Origin of the sequence: Hoskinsella mucinilytica, assembly GCF_045223415.1 — a bacterium.
GTDB classification, from domain to species: domain Bacteria; phylum Bacillota_I; class Bacilli_A; order Erysipelotrichales; family Erysipelotrichaceae; genus Hoskinsella; species Hoskinsella mucinilytica.
This window is the reverse complement of record NZ_JBEQZJ010000013.1, coordinates 40,484-57,869: the sequence shown is the minus strand read 5'-3', so window position 1 is coordinate 57,869 and position 17,386 is coordinate 40,484. Positions and strand designations below refer to the sequence as shown.

Genomic DNA, 17,386 nt, shown 5'->3' with positions numbered 1-17,386 from the left:
GACAAATGCCTGTTTTTGTTTATTGAGAATGTCTGTATCAAGATTATAATGAATGCATTACGAAAGAAGGAAGGTTTACAATGAAAGAAGAATGGAAGAGTGTGCTACATAGCACATGGTTAAAAGTCGTTTTGGTGGCGATTATAGCGATTCCAATGCTATATGCCGGTATCTTTCTTGGTTCCATGTGGGATCCTTATGGAAATACAGGAGATATTCCGGTTGCGGTAGTAAATCAAGATCAAGCAGTGGAGTATCATGGCACAACATTGGATGTTGGAAATGAGCTTGTAAAAAATCTGAAAGAGAATGAATCAATGAAATTTTCATTTGTAGATGATAGCACCGCTAGAAAAGGATTAGAGGATGGAAGTTATTATATGATCATTTCCATTCCTTCTGATTTTTCTAAAAATGCGACGACATTATTAGAAGCACATCCGCAAAAAATGAAATTGGAATATCAAACAAATCCTGGTACCAATTATATTGCGACAAAGATGGATGATTCAGCAATGGCGAAAATCAAGGAAAGCGTGTCAGAATCTGTGACGAAAACTTATGCGGATACCTTGTTTTCTACAGTTAAAGACTTAAGCAATGGTTTAAAAGATGCAAGTGATGGCAGTGCACAGTTAAAAGATGGTGCCTATTCAGCACAAGATGGAAGTAAACAAATAAGTGACAATTTAAAGACCCTCGCAAGTAGTACATTGACCTTTGAAAATGGTACGGAAACATTAGAAAAAGGGTTATCGGAATATACAAAAGGCAGTGAAGCCATTGATCAAGGAGCAGGTAAATTAAAGGATGGTATTGCTTCTTTACAAGAACATTCAGGTACTTTGGTGAATGGTGTCGCTCAGTTAAAAAAAGGTAGTAATGATGTATCCTATGGTGTATCTAGCTACATGCAAGCTGTCAAATTATTGGATGATAGCAGTAAACAATTGATATCGCAAAATGCGGTATTGCTTCATGGTGTAACCCAACTATCACAAGGGAATCATGATATGTATCAAGGTAGTGAAGTAATCAAAAAGGGTATGGAAACAATGTCCGATACCATTGGTGAAAACTTAACAAGTAACGCACCTACTTTAGAAACACTTCAAAAAGGCAATCAACAAAGTATCGTCATGATGTCAAATTTAAAAACAGACGCAGAAACGTTAAAAAAGGTAATTGATCAAGCAAGTGAACAGCAGCAAAGCGTCATTGCTGCATTAACGAACATCAAAGATAGTACTACTGATAACGTAACAGCAACACAGTTAGAAGAAATGATAACTGATATGAATCAGACCCAACAAAACTATAGCGCATTATCTCAATCATTAGAAAAATTGATGACAAGTAGCGATGATATGCAAGCGTTGATTCAAGGAAATCAAGAAATGCTTCAAGGTCTAAGTGAAGGGCTTCAAGCCGTCAAACAGAATCTCGATAAGCAAGGCACAACCATAGATTCCATGGGCTTGATTCAAGGAGTGACAAGCCTACAAGATTCTTTGAAATTAATGGAGGAAGGGTTCAATGGATCTCAAGGTCTTACAAATGGAGTGAAAGCCTATACTGATGGTGTAACTGCGTTATCTAACGGAGTCACAAGTATAGATGAAAACAGTTCAACTTTAACGCAAGGCTCAGCACAACTTGCACAGGGAATGAATGATTTATATGAACAGATGCCTTCCCTGGCTAACGGTATTCAACAATTATCCTTAGGAAGCAATGATTTATATCAAGGAACATCAACGTTAATACAAAACAATCCGACCTTATTAAACGGCGCAAAGCAACTAAATGATGGTAGCATTCAGTTAGCATCAGGAGCTCATCAATTATCCCAAGGATCAGATACATTATATAGTGGATTGATTCAGTTAAACGATGGCACCTCAACACTTCAAACATCGTTACAAGAAGGCGCAAAACAAAGTGATATCAAAGTGAGCGATTCCACAACAGATATGCTGGCTAATCCAATACAATTAAATCATCAAGAGATTAGTACAGTAGAGAACAATGGTCATGCAATGGCACCCTATATGATGTCTGTAGGTTTATATGTAGCATGTATGGCATTTACTTTGATGTATCCACTGTTGAAAAATAATATTCATACAAGATCCGGACTGAAATTATGGGCTAGTAAGGCCGGTGTTATGTATGTCGTTTCTACACTTATGGCGGTAGTCATGATTGCTGCCTTGATGCTGTTTAATGGATTATCTCCATATCAAATAGGGATGACCTTTGCTCTTGCGGTTTTAGTGGCGGCAGCATTTATGTCCATGATCGTTTTCTTCAGTATCACATGTGGAAAGATCGGAAGTTTTATCGTATTGGTATTTATGGTTTTACAACTAGGTGGTGCAGCGGGGACATATCCTATCGAAACATCTGGAGCATTCTATCGTATGATTCATCCATTTATGCCATTTAGTTATAGTGTTGATGCATTCCGTCATACGCTTGCGTGTGGAGGAGCAATCACCCAAGATATTCTGGTATTTGTTGGTATGATTCTGGTATTCTCCTTATTATCCATTCTTTTCTATCGTTGGAAAGCCGGTATCAGTGAGGAACAATATGAATCTACGTTATTAGCAAAATTTCATTAAAGGATATAGACAGCCATTGATTTGACTGTCTTTTATATGATAGAAAATACCCACAAAGATGATGTCTATCTTTATGGGTAACGATCATACTTGGTTCCAAGCTTTTTATGTTATGGAAATCCTTATGAAGGATATATTGTTGCATCTAATGAAAAGTCTAATATAATTTCTTTATGATATTCTACTTTTTTATTATCGTTGGTTATCGCAGTCCCATTATAATTTAAAACTGTTTTACCATTTACTTCTTTGATATCTAAGCTGATATTAGATTCTTTGTAGCCATCCTTGACTTGTTGTATGACATTCTCATGTTGCATAATCAAATCACTAACATCATGCACGATGGCTGAAGCAGGATCATCATACCATTTCCCCGCAATAGAAATTGCCGGAGTATCTAGTTTGAGATTTTCTGCAATGCTACTACCTTCACTGATTCTTATATTGATTACAGGATGATAAGCACACCAAACATAATACCCACCTATACTACAAATCATTACAACCAAAATACCAACAATGAAAAGATACCTCTTTTTAATATGTTTTTTCATATGATCACACTCCATAAAAGCTTTACCTATATTTGCTTTCATCATAAAACGTTTTCTCATGTTAGTCAATCTTTAAAGAAAAGAGTGAAACATTTTGAGTGAAATTTATATCATAACATAAAAATCAGGAACAAATGTTCCGAAATGATTAAAACGCAAATTTTATGCATAACACGTATAGAAAAGTCAACGATCTTGGTTTAAACGTATCAAATGTTTGTTTATTCGTTAAGTGTTATCAATTTATGTAATTTTATATTATAACATCCATATTAGGAACAAATGTTCCAAAATGGATAAGATGCAGATTTTGCGTATAACACGTATCAATAAGTCAACGGTTTTTTGTTTAAACGTATTAAATGTTTGCTTATTCGTTAAGTGCAATCAATTTTTATGTAACTTTATATCATCTCTTAAATTCATTATATTATCAATAACAAATGAGGAATTTTACAATGAGTGACGATATTCTGCAACGAGTGAAGCATTTTGAGTGAAATTTATGTCATAACATGAAAATCAGGAACAAATGTTCCAATATGATAAAAATGCAGATTTCATGTATTAAAAGTCAATGGTTTTTTGTTTAAACGTATCAAATGTTTGCTTATTCGTTACATCATAAGTATTACCATACTGATTCTAATAAGTGTGATATCATCTTATGGACAATTTGTGTAATCTTTCTTTACAGGTGTCTTGTCATATGAAAGATGGTATGTTATACTGATGCGGATACATTAAAAAATAAGAAAGGGAGTTAAAGATACCGTTGTTCTTACAATGGTAAAATCTAGGATATGACAAAACAGGAAGAAATTAAACAGTTGAAAGAAGAAAAGGACGCCGTATTGCTTGCTCATTATTATGTGAATCCAGAGGTTCAGGAAATTGCTGATTATGTAGGAGATTCTTTTTATTTGAGTAAGGTTGCGGCTGAACTATCAAATAAAACCATCGTGTTCTGTGGAGTATCTTTTATGGGAGAAAGCGGAAAGCTTTTAAATCCAGAGAAAGCTGTATTGATGCCGGATGCATCAGCCGATTGTCCTATGGCACATATGGTCACGAAGCAAGAGGTTGAAGAAGCTAGATTACGTTATGAAGATTTAGCAGTGGTATGTTACATTAACTCAACTGCAGAGATTAAATCTTGGTCTGATGTTTGTGTCACTTCTGCTAATGCAGTACAAATTGTGAAAAATCTACCGAATAAGAATATTTTATTCATACCGGATAAAAATTTAGGACGTTATGTTGCTCAACAAGTGCCAGAAAAAAATGTTGTACTTGTCAATGGTTATTGTCCGATTCACGAAAAGATGTTGGCAAAAGAAATCAAGGATTTAAAAGAACGATATCCACAAGCTGAAGTATTGGCTCATCCGGAATGTAATGAAGAGGTAGTAGCACTTGCTGATTATATTGGTTCGACAACAGGAATTTTAAAACAAGCAACCAAAAGTGATGCTACTCAATTCATTATCGCAACAGAGGTTGGTGTACGATATGAATTGGAAAAACAAAATCCGACAAAACAATTCTTTTTCCCTGAAACAACACCGATTTGTGCGGATATGAAAAAGATTACCTTAGATAAGATCATACAAGTATTAACAACAGGGGACAATGATGCAATCGTTCCACAGGCAATTGTGGAACCTTCAAAGAATACATTAAAACGTATGTTGGAGCTGGCAAAATAAACGGCCTTAAAGGAGGCACGAAAGATGCAAAAGGATTTATATTATGATGTTGTCATAGCTGGCTGTGGTGTAGGAGGATTATATACCGCTTTAAATCTTCCGACATCTCTTCGAATTCTTATGATATGCAAAGAGGATTTAAAAAGCTGTGATTCTATGCTCGCTCAAGGTGGCATCTGCGTGCAAAGGGATCAAGAAGATTATGAGCCTTATTTTGAAGATACTATGCGTGCCGGGCACTTTGAAAACACAAAAGAAAGTGTAGATATCATGATACGTTCCAGTCGTGAAATCATCGATCATCTAATGGCATTGGGCGTCGATTTTGATAAGGATGAGCATGGTGAACTGTTATATACAAGAGAAGGGGGACATTCTAGAAATAGAATTTGTTTCCATAAAGATATAACCGGAAAGGAAATCACCACGACACTACTTGAACAAGTACAGAAACTTGCTAATGTTACCTTGATGGAATATACAAAAATGACAGATATCCTTGTGGAAGATGGTGTTTGTAAAGGAATGATCGCTGTTGATCAACATCAGGATACGTTGTACTTACACAGTAAATTCAGTGTAATGGCTACTGGAGGAATCGGTGGATTATATGCTCATTCTACCAATTATCCTTGTTTAACAGGGGATGCTTTAAACATTTGTAAACAACATGAAATTCAACTAGATCATTTAGATTATGTACAGATTCATCCTACAAGCTTGTTTTCAAAAAGAGAAGGAAGAAGCTTTTTGATATCAGAATCTTGTCGAGGAGATGGTGCTATTTTATTAAATGATAAAGGTGAACGTTTCGTTAATGAATTATTACCTAGAGATATCGTATCGAAAGCAATCTTTGAAGAAATGGAAAAGGATGGGAAAGATCATGTTTGGCTTTCCTTTGCGAATGTGCCTTTAGAAACGATAGAGAGTCATTTCCCTAATATATATGAAGAATGTATGAGAGAAGGCTATGATATTACCAAACAGGCGATTCCTGTAGTACCTGCTCAACATTATTTTATGGGAGGTATCCATGTAGATAGTAATTCCGAAACTACCATGAAACATTTATATGCAGTAGGTGAAACAAGCTGTAATGGAGTCCATGGGAAGAATCGTCTTGCCAGCAATAGTTTGTTGGAAAGTCTAGTTTTTGCGAAAAGAGCAGCTGTATCTATGACAGCTTGCCGGAAAGGAAGAAGAGAAAATGAATCCGATTACGATGCAGTTGGTTGCTGATAAATTTATCAGAATGGCTTTAGAAGAAGACATTAATGGAGAGGATGTATCTACCGTTTCCATAATGCCGGATTATAAAAAAGGTGAGGTACAGCTGATTTGTAAAGAGGATGGTATCATTGCCGGATTACAAATATTTGAACGAGTGTTTACAATGCTTGATCCGAATACTTGTGTTAAATTTGAAGTAAAGGATGGTGATTCAGTTACCAATGGGCAATTGATGGCTACCGTTACCGGAGATATTAGAGTGCTTCTTTCCGGTGAAAGAACTGCACTTAATTATTTACAAAGAATGAGTGGAATCGCAACATATACCAGAGAAGTAGCTGATATGTTAAAAGGTTCAAAAACGCATTTGGTAGATACTAGAAAAACAACGCCATGTATGAGAGTATTTGAAAAATATGCAGTACTAGTAGGTGGTGGTTATAACCATCGTTACAATTTATCTGATGGCGTATTGTTAAAGGATAATCATATCGATGCTGCAGGTGGTATCAAAGAAGCTATCGATGCCGCAAGAAAGCATGCACCTTTTGTTCGTAAAATTGAAGTAGAAACAGAAAATTTAGAGATGGTAAAAGAAGCAGTAAAGGCCGGTGCTGATATCATTATGCTTGATAATATGACACCTGCACAGATGAAGGAAGCCATTACTTGGATCGATGGTCGTGCAGAAACAGAATGTTCAGGGAACATTACAAAAGAAAATATTAAGTGGATCATTGATCTAGGTGTAGATTATGTATCAAGTGGAGCTTTGACACATTCTTCACCGATTTTAGATATCAGTCTGAAACATTTAAAGGTTGTCGAATAGTATTAATGTGATTCGAAGGGAGGTTGATAGTTACATGGCACAGGTTTTAAGTGGTACACAAAGACGAAAAAAAATTATTCAATTAATGCGAGAATCATCAACGCCTTTATCCGGAGGTGCACTTGGTAAAGAAACAGGTGTCAGTCGACAAGTAGTTGTACAGGATATTGCACTCCTTCGAACACAGGGTTATCCGATTATGGCAACAGCACGTGGATACTTATTGAATGATGCAAAACAGATGGTGCGTTTATTTAAAGTTCATCATACCAATGAACAACTTGGAGATGAGTTAGAAACAATCATTGATTTAGGTGGTAGCGTGTTAGATGTGATGGTCAATCATCGTGTATATGGAAAAATGTCCGCACCCTTAAATATTAAGAACCGTCGTGATATTCAATTATTGCTTCATGATTTAGCTACAGGGAAATCTACTCCTTTGATGTCTGTGACTTCAGGCTATCATTTTCATCATGTATCTGCAGAGTCAAATGAAATATTGGATGAGATAGAAGAAAGTCTAAGAAAAAAACAATATATCGCAGAGTTGTTTCCTTATGAGGAAGAATCGGAAGAATAAAACCTTATTTCTATCGTTATCTTCATCAGTAATTTTCGAATTACTGATGTTTTTTTCTTTAAAATGATCTTCTATTATTTTCTTGACCTATTTCTTACTTTGCGAAGAATCATAACCCCTTTCGCAATATCATCTCATCCTCTTTGATCCTCTTGTTCTGTTTCTTCTATGATCTGATCTATAGATTTTATTTTTTCTATTGACAATTATGAAAACGCTTGCTAAAATGTAAACACAACAGGGATTGTCACTCTTCGGGAGGCATCACCTTCAAGAAACAGGTAATATGTATCTTGGGTGAAGTTCATCTTGAAGAGTTTTTATTTGTTTCTAGCAAAGGGAAATGTGTTAAAATAGAAGAAAGAAGGGATAAACATAATTGGGCAAAACATAAAGTTGAGCATCATAAAAAGGAGCGTGTGAATCGATGAAGGTGATAAAAAAAATAAACAACAATATTGCGTTATGTATGGATGATCATCATCGAGAGTTGATAGCTGTGGGAACCGGTATTGGATTTCACGCCTGTCCTTATGAGATTGAGGATCTAAATGTGATACAACGTACCTTTTATGATGTGGATACCATGTATTACAATCTATTGAATGAGTTATCAATCGAAGTGCTTGAAGTTGCGGCCAAAATTGTTGATATCGCAAGAATGAAAATTGACAGTGAACTAAGTCCAAACGTTGTGTTTACACTAGCTGATCACATCAATTTTGCGATAGAACGAGTTAGGAAAAACATCCATATTCAGACACCTTTATATAATGATATTCAGCATCTATATGAAACTGAATTTGCATTAGGTGAAAGTGCAGTGAAAATGATCCAACAAACCTTAAAGGTCAAACTGCCTAAAGGGGAAGCGTGCAATATCGCTATGCATTTTGTAAACGCTGAAACTGTGACATCCATATCGTCACAGATGCCAAACAATGATGAAGTAATTCATGAAATCACTGATTTGATAGGGGCTGATTTTCAGATTCACATCGATAAAAATAGCTTTAATTATTCTAGATTTGTATCTCATGTGTTGTATTTATTAAAACGACAAGAAAAAGATGACAGCATATCCAGTGAAAATAAAACGATGTTTGATTATGTAAGGACACAATATCCGAAAACGTATGATTGTGTATTACATATCAAAGAGTATTTAACATCAGAAATGGATTGGGAGCTTCATGATGAAGAATTATTATATTTAATGTTACATATCAATCGATTATGTGCAAGAGAGGATTGTCACCGATAGAGCATCACCCTCAGCGCAAGGATTACATGATGATCATGTGGTTTTTGAGTTGAGGGTGTTTTTAATGAAAAGGAGAAAAATATGACAAAATATGAACAAATGGCAAGTGAAATACTTGTTGAAATTGGCGGTAAACAGAATGTGACCTTTGTGGCACATTGTATGACAAGATTACGTTTTAATTTAAAGGATCAAAGTAAAGTTAATGTAGAGAATATCAAGAAAATGAAAGGAGTATTGGGATGTCAATTTTCCAGTGGACAGTTTCAGATCATCATAGGGCAGACAGTGGAACATGTATATAAGGCTGTGTGTGTTCTGGGGGATTTTGAGGTGAGCAGTGCAATAGATGACGATGTTGTTAAGGAGAAAAAGAAATTAACACCTAAGGTTATCGGCAGTCAAATTTTAGAAGCATTGGCAGGTTGTGTTGTACCTTTGATACCATTGATGATGGCAGCATCTATGTTTAAGATGCTAGTGGCGGTACTAGGGCCAAGCATGTTGAATGTCTTAAGTGAAAGTGATGACTTATATACCTTGTTTACTTTCGTAGGGGATGCAGGTTTTTATTTCTTTCCTATAGTATTGGGCTATACTTCCGCAAAGAAATTCAATGTGACACCGGTAATTGGTATGTTTCTTGGCTGTATCATGATGCATCCGACATTTACCGCTATGGCAGTGGAAGGAACCACTTTTAGTGTATTCGGTATTCCATGTGCAGTACAAAATTATTCTTCAACACTATTACCCATCATATTGTCTGTTTGGGTCATGAGTTATATAGAGTCTTTCTTCAAGAAAATACTTCCACAATCTTTAAAAACAATTTTTGTACCATTCTTGAGCATCGTAATTATGTTGCCGATTTGTCTATGTGCATTGGGACCGGTTGGTTCATTTATAGGTAACTATATTTGTGATTTTTTGTTAGGATTAGATAAGATACCATATATTGGATTTATTGCGGTAGCGTTGATTGCGGCTTTATGGGAGTTCTTGGTCATGAGTGGTATGCATGTTGTATTCATTACTTCCTTGGTCATCGTATTTGCACAGGCAGGACAGGAAAACCTTGTATCTGTGGGAGGATGTATTGCTTCTATATCGGTTGCCGGAATGCTGATCGGTTCTTTCTTACGAATCAAAGATAAGGAAGAAAAATCATTGACCCTTGGTTATTTTATTGCCTCTATCATAGGTGGTGTAACAGAACCGGGCTTATATGGAAATGGTATGAAATTTAAGCGACCATTTATTGGGTTGATTGCAGGTGGCTTTGCAGGTGGATTGTATGCTGGTATTATGCATGTTACCTGTTATGCCATGGTACCGGTAGCAAGTTTTATTGGCTTAACGGCATTTGCTGGTGGACCTTCTATGAATATGGTACATGGAATGATGAGCTGTGCAATCGGCTTTGTGGTAGCCGCAATGGTAACTTATTTCTTTGGTTATGATGCGAACGATCCCGTAGTAAAAAAATAGGAAAGAGGATGATGAAATGAAAAAAATTTTGATTCGAGCAGATGATTTGGGCTATAGTGAAGGTGTCAACTATGGTATAGCAAAAAGCGTAAAGGACGGTATCATTGGTTCCGTTGGTGTTATGACAAATATGCCATCTGTTATGCATGGATTGGATTTATTGAAAGACGTACCAGTTTGTTATGGGCAACATACCAATATATGTGTAGGGAAACCTTTAACAGACCCAAAATTAATTCCAAGCATCACGAATGAATTCGGTGAATTTAAATCTTCAAAAGAATATCGTCAAGCGAAAGAGGATTTTGTGGTGTTAGATGAGGTTATTCTTGAAATAGAGGCACAATATCAACGGTTTATGGAGTTGATTGGGAGAAAACCGCAATATTTTGAAGGACATGCTGTATCTAGCGTAAATTTCTTTAAAGGACTGGAAATCGTAGCGAAAAGACATGGCTTAAAATATTCAGGTATGCCTGCAGAAGGAGAAGCTATGATAGTCGGTGATACTAAGGTTTATATGTGGTTGGAAAGTCAAAGACCGGATTATGATCCTGAAAAGACATTAAAACGTATGGTACAACAAGCACATGAGGATGCATGTGAGGTACTTGTTTGTCATCCCGGTTATTTAGATGCTTACATCTTAAAAAAGTCCTCATTAACGATACCCAGAGCATTAGAGGTAGAGATGGCATGTGATCCAAATATCCAAGCATGGTTAAAACAAGAAGATGTAACGTTGGTTACCTATGATGCTTTATGATCAAAGATAAAAACGACACTGTTAGAAGGATTCATTCTGACAGTGTTTTTTTTTGGAGATTTTCGTTTTTTAAGTTGCCGTTACCTAACGGCAAAACGAAATTTTAAAATGTTATCACTTTTGTTTATGATATAGGTGTCAAAAGAAAGGATGATCAAAATGGTTGAAACACAACAATTTTCCTTCCAGCTTATCTTACATAGTGGAAATGCGAGAAGCACTGCATATGAAGCTTTGGCAAGTTATAAAGCCCAAGATAAAGTAAATGGGGCACTCAAACTGGAAGAAGCAAAAAAAGAATTGATAGAAGCACAAAAGCTTCATGCGGAATTGTTAAGAAAGATGGCAAATGAAGAAGAGCTTGATCTTGATTTGTTATTGATTCATGCAGAGGATCACATTTCATCATCTGCAGTTGCAGTAGAAATGACATCTGAAATGATTGAGCTATATCAGAAATTGGAGGAAATAAAGCAATGTTAACGGAAAAGTTTCTATGGGGTGGTGCTTCAGCATCTTATCAATGCGAGGGAGCTTGGAATCTAGACGATCGTGTAGAGTCAATGTGGGATCATTACTTACATGAAGAGCAATTAGAAAATGGAGATGTGGCAAGTGATCACTATCATCATTTTGAAGAAGATATCAAAATGATGAAAGAGGGTGGACAGAATGCATACCGCTTTTCGCTGGCATGGCCTCGTATCATAAAAAATAAAGCAGGAGAAATCAATGAAAAGGGGATTGCATTTTATCACAAAGTATTAGATTGTTGTCATAAGTATGGAATAGAGCCATTTGTGACTTTGTATCACTGGGACTTACCGCAATATTGGGAGGAAACAGGAGGATGGTTAAATCAAGAAGTTTGTGATGCATTTGAGCATTATGCTAAGGTTTGTTACGATCATTTCCATGAAAAAATTACACATTGGGTAACGTTCAATGAACCAAAATGGTTTGTATGTAGTGGTTATTTGATAGGTAATTATCCCCCATGTTTCAGAGATACACAAAAAACGATCATTGCTGCTTATCATGTGATGTATGCAAGTGCATTGGGAGTAAGAGCATTTAAAGAAAGTGGTTATCCCGGTAGCGTAGGGATCGTACATAGCTTTACCCCGGTAAATGGTGTAGATGATACCATAGAAACAAGAATTGCAATGCGTTATGCAGATAACTATTGTAATAACTGGATTTTAGATACCGCCGCAAAAGGTGAAATACCGATCGATCTATTGAGCGAATTATCGAAAAACTATGATATTTCTTTCATGAAACCAGAACAGTTGGCAATCATACGAGAGAATACAGTGGATTTTTTAGGCTTGAATTATTATTCCAGAACTTTGGTAAAGCCTTATACAGAAGGAGAAACGACCTTTGTTGTGAATAATAGTGGAAAAGAGGGAAAAGGCTCTAGTAAGGTCATTGTAAAACATTGGTTTGAACAGGTAATGCATGATCCTAATAGTACCTATACAGAATGGGATACGGAAATTTATCCTAAAGGATTACAAGAAGGTCTAAAAGAAGTACATGAAAAATATGGATTACCGATTTATATTACAGAAAACGGCATTGGTATGTATGAGGATGTAACGGTTGAACAAGTACAAGATGATTATCGTATTTCTTTTATGGAAGATCACATCAATGCCATGATGAATGCTGCTGATGCCGGTGTAAAGATGATGGGTTATTTTGCATGGAGTGCTTTTGATTTATACTCATGGAAAAACGGATGTGAAAAACGATATGGGTTGGTAGCTATTGATTTTGAACATGATTTGATACGAAAACCAAAAAAGAGTTATGGATGGTATAAAGACATGATCACTGGAAACATTAAAATTCAAAGAAAGGATCTATAGGAGGTAATAAAGATGAAAAGAATTATGTTGGTATGTAACGCAGGAATGTCTACGGGAATATTAGCCAAAAGGATCGAAGAAGCAAGCAATGGTACCATGGAAGTAAAGGCTTATGGTGAAGCAGAATTTATGCAACATGTAGAAGGTGTAGATCTGATATTGGTCGGACCGCAAATTCGTCATCAGATTCCTACCATTAGTTCTCAAGTCAGCATTCCGGTAAAAGGAATTGCACCTCAGCATTATGGTATGATGGATGGTAAAGGTGTATTGAAAGAAATACAAAAGATAGTAGGGGAAAAATAAATCATAAAAGAAAGAAGGAGAAAATTATGACATTTCAATCATTAAATGAAAGAATTGAGAAACACATTCTTCCGTTAGCAAATAAACTAAGCTCCCAACGTCATCTTAGAGCGATTCGTGATGCTTTCATCTCTTTATTGCCTATTACGTTAATGGGTGGTGTGACCGCAGTCATCGGTGCTGCGCCTGTGACAGAAACAACGACCAATGGATTTTTATTGGCATGGGCATCCTTTGCTGAACAAAATAGCTTGTTATTGAATTGGATCAGTGCTTTGACCCTTGGTGGTATGTCTGTCTATGTATGTATGGCAATTACGTATTATTTAGCAAGACATTTTAAACTAAGCTTATTGACACCTATGATGTTAAGTGTTTGTGGTTTCTTAATGTTGGTTATGACACCTCAACAACTTGGTTGGGATGGTAAGGTCGTTGAAATATCCTATATGGATGGTAGGGGTATTTTACCTGCAATTCTGATTTCCATTCTGACAGTAGAAGCTTATAACTTTATGCGTTCTCATAATTGGGGAAGGATCTCTTTGCCACCAAGTGTACCGCCTTCTCTATCAGAAACCTTTGCGTCATTGGTACCGGGATTTATCGTTATTGCGGTCTATGTGGCAATATTTGCATTATTCAACGCTTTCGATACAACCTTCCCGGCCTTTATCTATACTGCGATGGCTCCATCTTTCCAAGCTGCAGATAGTTTGTTGTTTACTGTTATCATGACATTACTTGTTCATTTCTTTTGGTTCTTTGGAATTCATGATGCTGCATTATCCGGTATCCTTGCGCCAATTCGTGATGGGAATTTATCCATCAATGCAGCGGCAAAAGCGGCGGGAGAAGCTCTTCCACATGTATTTACAACACCGTTTTGGGTTTATTTCGTAGCAATCGGTGGTGCTGGAGCCTTACTAGCTCTTGCGATTCTGTTGTTTCGATCCAAATCTAAGCAATTAAAAACCATTGGTCGTATTGGTATCGTTCCGGCATTCTTCGGTATCGGCGAACCAATCATCTTCGGTGTTCCTGTCATGTTGAATCCATACTATCTGATTCCATTCTTATTTGCTTCTACTTTTAATGCAATCGTGGCCTTTGTCTTAATGAAAGCAAATTTAATAGGAAGAACCTTCTCTATGTTATCGTGGCAAATGCCAAATATCCCCGGAGCCTTCTTATCTACTCTGGATATCAGAGCAATGATCTTGGTTTGTGTTCTTCTGGTTATTGATATCTTGATCTATTTACCGTTCTTTAAAATGCATGAGCGACAATGCATTGCTTTAGAATCAGAAGAAGTCCAAGAGGAATAAAGGAAATCTATCTATGAACTATCAAGAGATCATTGCATTTTTACAGGCACAAGGAACATGGGTGAATCGAGATTTCCAAACAAGAGATCATATTCTGTTTGAAGCACAACAACAAACACTGCATAAAGTCGGTGTTTGTTGGGTAATGACAAAACAGGTTTTAAAACAGGCGATTCAACAAGAAATTTCTTTCATTATTACCCATGAGAATCCCTTTTATCAATGCTCCACAAAGATGATGAGTGCGGCAATACACTCTGCGGAAGAGAAAAAAAGATTATTAAGTGAGCATTCCATCACCGTATATCGCTGTCATGATGTATGGGATCTGATACCTCAAGTAGGAGTGAGTGATCAATGGGCAAAGCGATTAGGATTCACCTTTGATGAAAGAAAGATCACTTCCTATTATCAAAGCGCAAACATACCGGAAATGAGTGTTGCACAACTGGCAAAACATATCGCCAATGCATTATCACAGGATGGTGAAGAGGGAGTGTATGTTTTTGGAGATATCCATAAAAAGATTCATCGTATCGCTATCGGAACAGGAGCTGCGACCAATATCTATGCTATGCTTCCTTATCAACCTGATGCAGTTATTGTCAGTGAAGATGGTATGCAAACATATGATGCCGGACAATATGCAATTGATCAAAATATTCCCATGATTGTTGTACAACATTCTTGTAGTGAAAAGGCCGGTATCAAGGCGATGGTACCTTATTTATCACAACATTTTCCGGATATTGATGTTACTTATCTAGATGATGGTTATCATGTCTCTTATTTCCTGGGGAATAGCTAAATATATATAAGAAAGCTTTCTGTTATTATAATCAGAAAGCTTTTTCGTTATTTGGTAATGTATCATGATATTGGAATAATTGAAGGAAGGCATGAAAATGATCTTCTTTTACTAATTGTTTTACTCTTCCTACGTCATTTAACAAACTGACAAGCATTTGGAATAGATCATCAAAAGCAGTATCTTTTTCCGCTGATAAGGAAAACAGGAAAATCAAACGAATCTTACGATTATTCCAATGAATAGGTTGTTTTAGGATACAGATAGCCACAGCATTGCGAAAGGCACATTTTTCGATTGGATGTGGTATGGCAAAATAATTACCATAAGCAGTCGGTGCTATTTTTTCTCTCGCAAGAACTTTTTCTTCATAATGCTCATCACAATAGCCTTGAGATAAAAGCTTTTCGCAAAGGAAATGAATGGCATCTTCTTTTGAAGTGGCATCTACATTTGTAAAGAATAGTTCCTCATGGAAAAAGGAACAAATATCGATCTGTACTTCTTGTTTTCGTTGCTTTAATAATTGAACGATTCGTTTCATATCTTCATCTTTAGGAAAGCCATGGCAAACATAAAGTGGAATGTTGATAGCTTCTGATATAGGAAGAAAGGATATGACCATATCAGGATGGTATTCCTTGATTTTTTCTATATCAAAGATAGACAGTGTAGCACTGATCTCTATGGTCAACTCACTGCTTTTGATAAGCCTTTGTTTCAGAAAAGATACAGCAGCTTGACTGATCGGATTAATGATTACGACTTTACGATAGGTATTCTTTTGAATCTTTTCCACTGCATTCATGAGATGCAAGGTAAGATAACCTATTTCATCTTCTAACAATGTTGCTTGTTCTTTCTCTTGGATCTTCATAGCAATGTATACACTGATATCATATAACAGCGGAAAGTGTAGTTTGATATCTTTGATCAAAGGATTACTAAGATAGCTTTTCGTGCGAATGCGACTATCAAGACCTAATAAGTGAATTAATAAGTTTTCTTGGAATTCTTGATCTTGATGAAGATCTAAATCATATGTTAGATAAATATCATGAAGCAGTTCTTCTATGAACCCACGATACTCCTGAACTTTGGTATCCTGAATATCTGAGATCTTTCCCGAAAACAGGCAAGATAAATAACGAAGCTCCATATCAGATAGGGTAACAGAGAAACGTTGAGAAAGGCCTTGATAGAAATCTTGTGTAAGTTGATCGGCTTCCTCACTTGGTCGATAGCCATCAATACTTGTAATCTCATTGCCTTTATTGACACGTTCCAACATGATAGCGATATGTAAAATAAAGGATATAATTTCAAAGTCACGAAGCTTTAAGTGATGCTGTTCACAGAAGGAAAGGAAATAGGACTTAAGTTCATTGATATCACAAGAGTAGAAAAAGTCAGTGTAGTTACTAAGATTAAAATTATATTGATCCATTTCATGATTCATCAGATATGTATAAATCTGTCGATGCGTTTTTTCATCTCCATCAATATAGAGTTTATTGTTTTTTCGTTTGATTTGCATTTCAGGATTTCTTCGTTCAATGATTTGATTGATGCTGAATAATTGCTTATCCAATGTACTTTCGCTAATATAAAGCTCCTCTGCTAATTGGTAATAATCACATTCTTTTTGCGAAAGAATTTGTTTGATGATATGCAAATATCTTGTTCTTTTAGACATACCACCTTCCTCTTCTAACAGTTGTAGATGAGGACTTTTTTCATTGAGTTGATAACCTTTGCTTTTGATGGATAAAATTAAAGAAGGATAGCTTTGAGATATTGTTTTGATTTCATTTCTTATGGTGCGTTCTGATACTTTTAATTCTTTGGCTAATTGACTTGCGGTTAGCGTCTCTTTTGGGTGAAAACTTTGTAGTAATTTTAACTGTCTAAGCGTAAAAGGTTCCATAATATCTAATCCTTTCTATGAATACTATTATACAACTAGGTGAATCGGATATCTAACCATACAAGATAGAATCTTCAT

Annotated in this window: 15 protein-coding genes; 13 read left to right on the top strand and 2 right to left on the bottom strand. The window is 36.0% G+C overall.

Features of this window, described 5'->3' with window-relative positions; all coding sequences use genetic code 11:
- Positions 1-80: 80 nt before the first annotated feature.
- Entirely contained in the window at positions 81-2,627 is a 2,547-nt protein-coding gene (locus UGRO018_RS06220; protein WP_416325604.1) for a YhgE/Pip family protein, read from the top strand.
- A 122-nt stretch (positions 2,628-2,749) separates the two neighbouring features.
- On the opposite strand, the gene UGRO018_RS06215 is transcribed toward UGRO018_RS06220, so the two are convergent.
- The gene (locus UGRO018_RS06215) at positions 2,750-3,184 is read right to left on the bottom strand and encodes a hypothetical protein (RefSeq protein WP_416325603.1); all 435 of its coding nucleotides are present in this window, start codon (positions 3,182-3,184) and stop codon (positions 2,750-2,752) included.
- 803 nt (positions 3,185-3,987) lie between these two features.
- Here UGRO018_RS06215 and nadA point away from each other — a divergent pair.
- The 12 genes from nadA to UGRO018_RS06155 all read left to right on the top strand — a co-directional run bounded on the left by nadA (position 3,988) and on the right by UGRO018_RS06155 (position 15,381).
- Positions 3,988-4,893, top strand: a complete 906-nt coding sequence (nadA, locus tag UGRO018_RS06210) for a quinolinate synthase NadA (RefSeq protein WP_416325602.1) — start codon at positions 3,988-3,990, stop codon at positions 4,891-4,893.
- Positions 4,894-4,917: 24 nt separating this feature from the next.
- A complete protein-coding gene (locus tag UGRO018_RS06205) occupies positions 4,918-6,135 on the top strand; it encodes an L-aspartate oxidase (RefSeq protein ID WP_416325601.1) in 1,218 nt (405 codons plus the stop codon).
- Positions 6,104-6,958 (top strand): carboxylating nicotinate-nucleotide diphosphorylase, encoded by an 855-nt coding sequence (gene nadC / locus UGRO018_RS06200; RefSeq protein ID WP_416325600.1) that lies wholly within the window; start codon positions 6,104-6,106, stop codon positions 6,956-6,958. Before UGRO018_RS06205 ends, nadC begins: the two co-directional genes overlap by 32 nt.
- 34 nt (positions 6,959-6,992) lie before the next feature.
- Positions 6,993-7,541, top strand: a complete 549-nt coding sequence (locus UGRO018_RS06195) for a transcription repressor NadR (RefSeq protein ID WP_416325599.1) — start codon at positions 6,993-6,995, stop codon at positions 7,539-7,541.
- A gap of 427 nt (positions 7,542-7,968) precedes the next feature.
- Positions 7,969-8,805 carry a PRD domain-containing protein gene (locus UGRO018_RS06190; RefSeq protein WP_416325598.1) on the top strand — a complete coding sequence of 279 codons (837 nt, stop codon included), beginning with the start codon at positions 7,969-7,971 and terminating at the stop codon, positions 8,803-8,805.
- A gap of 81 nt (positions 8,806-8,886) precedes the next feature.
- Positions 8,887-10,296: a PTS transporter subunit EIIC gene (locus UGRO018_RS06185; protein ID WP_416325597.1), complete on the top strand. Its 1,410-nt coding sequence runs from the start codon at positions 8,887-8,889 to the stop codon at positions 10,294-10,296.
- Between the two features lie 16 nt (positions 10,297-10,312).
- A complete protein-coding gene (locus UGRO018_RS06180) occupies positions 10,313-11,062 on the top strand; it encodes a ChbG/HpnK family deacetylase (RefSeq protein WP_416325596.1) in 750 nt (249 codons plus the stop codon).
- Positions 11,063-11,221: 159 nt separating this feature from the next.
- Entirely contained in the window at positions 11,222-11,545 is a 324-nt protein-coding gene (locus tag UGRO018_RS06175; protein WP_416325595.1) for a PTS lactose/cellobiose transporter subunit IIA, read from the top strand.
- Positions 11,539-12,939 (top strand): glycoside hydrolase family 1 protein, encoded by a 1,401-nt coding sequence (locus UGRO018_RS06170; protein ID WP_416325594.1) that lies wholly within the window; start codon positions 11,539-11,541, stop codon positions 12,937-12,939. The genes UGRO018_RS06175 and UGRO018_RS06170 overlap by 7 nt, the downstream gene beginning before the upstream one ends.
- Positions 12,940-12,951: 12 nt before the next feature.
- Entirely contained in the window at positions 12,952-13,245 is a 294-nt protein-coding gene (locus UGRO018_RS06165; protein ID WP_416325593.1) for a PTS sugar transporter subunit IIB, read from the top strand.
- Positions 13,246-13,271: 26 nt separating this feature from the next.
- Positions 13,272-14,573, top strand: coding sequence for a PTS sugar transporter subunit IIC (locus UGRO018_RS06160; RefSeq protein WP_416325592.1), 1,302 nt, complete (start codon positions 13,272-13,274; stop codon positions 14,571-14,573).
- A gap of 13 nt (positions 14,574-14,586) precedes the next feature.
- Entirely contained in the window at positions 14,587-15,381 is a 795-nt protein-coding gene (locus UGRO018_RS06155; protein ID WP_416325591.1) for a Nif3-like dinuclear metal center hexameric protein, read from the top strand.
- Between the two features lie 31 nt (positions 15,382-15,412).
- Here the strand turns inward: UGRO018_RS06155 and UGRO018_RS06150 are convergent, their stop codons facing one another.
- Entirely contained in the window at positions 15,413-17,308 is a 1,896-nt protein-coding gene (locus tag UGRO018_RS06150; protein ID WP_416325590.1) for a BglG family transcription antiterminator, read from the bottom strand.
- Positions 17,309-17,386 lie beyond the last annotated feature (78 nt).